General features: G+C 73.6%; 2 protein-coding genes. Both read right to left on the bottom strand.

What is annotated here, in order from left to right:
• Positions 1 to 153 precede the first annotated feature (153 nt).
• Positions 154 to 1,353, bottom strand: coding sequence for an FAD/NAD(P)-binding oxidoreductase (locus ACFRMQ_RS06930; RefSeq protein WP_380727763.1), 1,200 nt, complete (start codon positions 1,351 to 1,353; stop codon positions 154 to 156).
• A 207-nt stretch (positions 1,354 to 1,560) separates the two neighbouring features.
• Positions 1,561 to 3,342, bottom strand: coding sequence for a prenyltransferase/squalene oxidase repeat-containing protein (locus ACFRMQ_RS06925; RefSeq protein WP_380727761.1), 1,782 nt, complete (start codon positions 3,340 to 3,342; stop codon positions 1,561 to 1,563).
• Positions 3,343 to 3,401: the final 59 nt, after the last annotated feature.

Below are 3,401 nucleotides of genomic sequence, written 5' to 3'. Positions count from 1 at the left end.
CCCGACCCCCGGGGGCCGGGCGGGCGGGGTCGGCGCGGGCCCGGGGGGGGGGGGGGGGGGGGGGGGGGGCGGGGGGGGGCCGTCGCGGGGGGGCGCCGGCGCGGGGCGGCGGGGGGGGGGGGCGGCGGTGCGGGGGCGGAGGCCCCGAGGGGCTCAGGCGAGCCCGCGGAGCATCAGGTTCCAGTAGAGGAAGGGCAGCCCGCGCCGCTTGAGGTACCACATGTCGGTGCGCTCGCGGATGGTGTCGATCACCGGGATCGACGGGGTGGGCCGCCCGGTGTAGTCGAACTCGGCGAGCAGCATCTTGTTGCGCGCGGTGGTCAGCGGGCAGGACGAGTAGCCGTTGTAACTCGCCTCGGGCTCACGGCCGTTGAGCACGGCGAGGAGGTTCTCCACCAGAACCGGCGCCTGCCGGCGCACGGCCGCGCCGGTTTTGGAGTTCGGCGACGATCCGGCGTCGCCGAGCGCCCAGACGGTGGGGTACCGGACGTGCCGCATCGTGTGCTTGTCGATCTCGACGTAGCCGGCCGGGTCGTCGGCGCCGGCCAGCGGGCTCCGCTTGATCCAGTCCGGGGCGCTCTGCGGCGGCACCAGGTGGGCGACGTCGTACGGCAGGGTCGTCGTGCCGCCGGTCGCGAGCTCGGTGACGACCACTTCACGGGCGTCGGGGCGCACCGCGGTGACCTCGCTGCCGTAGTGGACCTTGATGCCGTACCGGCGCACCACGTCGTCCAGCACCCGGGCGAACTCCGGGACGCCGAAGATGGCGGCGCCGGGGATCACCAGGTGGACGTCGATCCGGCCGAGCACGCCCTGCCGCCTCCAGTGGTCGGCGGCCAGGTAGGCGATCTTCTGCGGGGCGCCGCCGCACTTGATCGCGCCGGCCGGCATCCCGAACACCGCGGTGCCGGAGCGGGTGTCGCGGACGAAGCGCCAGGTCGCGGGGGCGTACTGCGGCAGGTAGTTGCTGGACAGGCCGTCCTTGCCGAGTCCGGCCGCCAGGCCCGGGATGCGGTCCCAGTCCAGCTGGATGCCGGGGCAGACCACCAGGTGGTCGTAGGAGACGGTGCCCCCGTCGTCCAGCGCCACCTCCCGGGCCTCGGGATCGACGGCGACGGCCGCCCGGCGGATCCACGCCACGCCCTTCGGCAGCACGGACGCCTGCGGACGGATGCTCTCCGCCAGCGGCGCCCGGCCGCCGCCGACCAGCGTCCACAGCGGCTGGTAGTAGTGGTGCTCGCTCGGGTCGAGCACCGCGACGTCCCGCTCGCCGGCCCGGCGCAGCCGAGCCGCCACCGTGATCCCCGCGGTCCCGCCGCCGATGATCACGATCCGGTGATGCTTGGTTATCAAGGGGGCCCTCCCTGGCCAAATGTACGGACATAAAGCTAGGCCCGTTTCACCATCAGTCGCAAGACATCCTGGAGAAACCCGCTTGATTTGTCCGTACATTTGCCTCCGAGGCAGGAATCCACCCCACGCGGCGGGCCACCGAACGCGGAAGGAGGCCGAGCTTTCGCCCGGCCTCCTTCCGCGGATCACGACGCGCCCTGAACGCACTCAGGCGGTCAGCACCTCCCGGTAGCGGGCCAGGGCCTGGAGGGCGTAGCCGTTCGCCGTGTGGTCGTGGCGGTAGAGCAGCTCCAGGAAGTAGACCCCCACCAGGCTCGGGTTCCACAGCGCCTTCTCGTCGCGGTGGTCGATCAGCCACCGCGCGCCGCGCACCAGGACCGGGTCGAGCGGGTCGACCCGGGCACCGATCAGGCCCAGCACGGCCATCGCGGTCTCCTCGGCGGTCGACGGGCCGTCGGGTGCCGGGGTCTGGCCCCAGCCGCCGTCCGGGTTCTGGTTGAGCCGCAGCCAGGTGACACCGCGCCGGGCCACCTCGGTGTGGCCGAGGCCGACGTCGCCGAGCGCGCGCAGCACGGAGCCGGTGCCGCTCACCCGGCCGGTGTACCACTTGTTGTCGATCCCGCCGTCGGCCCGCTGGACCGAGCGGAACCACTCGTAGGCGTGGACCAGCCGCGGGTCCCCGGGCAGGCAGGCGCCGGAGAGCCCGAGGGCGGAGACGGCCTCCGCGGACATCACCGCGCAGGGTCCGTAGAGCACCTTGGGCGAACGCGCCTTGCCGACCAGCGCGAACGACGGGTCCAGCGAGGCGATCCGGCCGACCTGGGCGAAGCAGCTCCAGGACCCGTCGTAGTTCTGCTGCTTGAGCAGCCAGTCCGCGCCCTTGCGAACCTGCGGGTCGCTCACGTCGGCGCCGCCGCCGGCGAGGGCGATCACGGCGTCACCGGTGTTGCCGCTGTTGGGCCAGCCGGACGGCAGGCCCCAGCCCCAGCCGCCGGAGGGCGCGCCGGTCCAGATGAACTCCTCATGGCGCTGGGCGCCGCGGATCCAGTCGAGGCCCTTGCGCACCCGGGCGTCGTCGCCGAGGCCCGCGTGCTGCATGCCGACGGTGATGAAGTTGGTGGCGTCGACCTCCAGGTCGCGGGTGACCGCCCAGGCGCCCTCGGGCTTGATCGTCGCCCGGAAGTACTTCAGGCAGTGCCGGACGATGTCCGGCCGCTGCTTGGCCAGGGTCAGCCCGATCACCACGTTCGCGGACATCATCGGGGACTCGACGAAGCCGCCGTCCGGGCCCTCGAACTCCACCAGGCCGACCAGGTACTCGATCGCCTTCGGGGTCGCCGCCCGGTTGACGGCGCGGCGCAGCCGCCCGTGGGGGCGCTCGGCGGCCATCAGGCCCCAGGCCATGGCGGTGGGCATCGCGAAGGTGAGCTTCTTGCGCAGCGGGGCGGGTAGCAGCGCGATCTCGATCGGCACCCGGAGCAGGTCCTCGTCGCTCACCAGGCCGGCCAGGGCCAGGTAGAAGTGGACCAGGACGGTCAGCGAGCACCGCTCGACGTCACGGACGGCCTCCATGCCGCCGAACTCCTCGACCCGGCGCCAGCCGCGGCGGATCTGCTCGGCCGCGCGGTCGGGGGCGGTCAGGGCGAGGGCGGCGACGGTGAGCGCGGTGCCGTTCAGCGTCGACTCGGTGTCGACGTCGTCGCCCCAGCCGCCGTCCTCGGCCTGGGTGCGCAGCAGGAAGGCGATGCCGCGTTCGATCAGGTCCGCGCAGCCCTCGGGGTCGGCCAGGTGCATGGCGATCACCACGTCGGCGGTGGACGGGGCGCTCGGGGAGAGGCGTCCCTCCCAGCTGCCGTCGGAGCGTTGCAGGTCGAACAGGGCGTCGGTGGTCTCGGCCAGGGCCCGGTCGAGGTCGGCGCGCAGGTCGTTCTCGGCGGGCGGAGCGCTCTCGGCGGGCAGGGCGTTCTCGGCGGGCGCGTTGGTCGTCATCGTGGTCACCTCCGGGTGAACCCGGATGTATCCGGGGCGGTCGGGCGGACCGGCGGGTC

Source organism: Kitasatospora sp. NPDC056783 (genome assembly GCF_042789895.1).
In the GTDB taxonomy this organism is placed as follows: domain Bacteria; phylum Actinomycetota; class Actinomycetes; order Streptomycetales; family Streptomycetaceae; genus Kitasatospora.
The sequence above is the reverse complement of the archived record's forward strand: the minus strand, read 5'-3'. Positions and strand labels throughout refer to the sequence as shown.

What these genes read in the sequence shown, in the direction of transcription:
- ACFRMQ_RS06925 (WP_380727761.1), bottom strand. Translation starts at nt 3,342, where the DNA reads ATGACGACCAACGCGCCCGCCGAGAACGCCCTGCCCGCCGAGAGCGCT.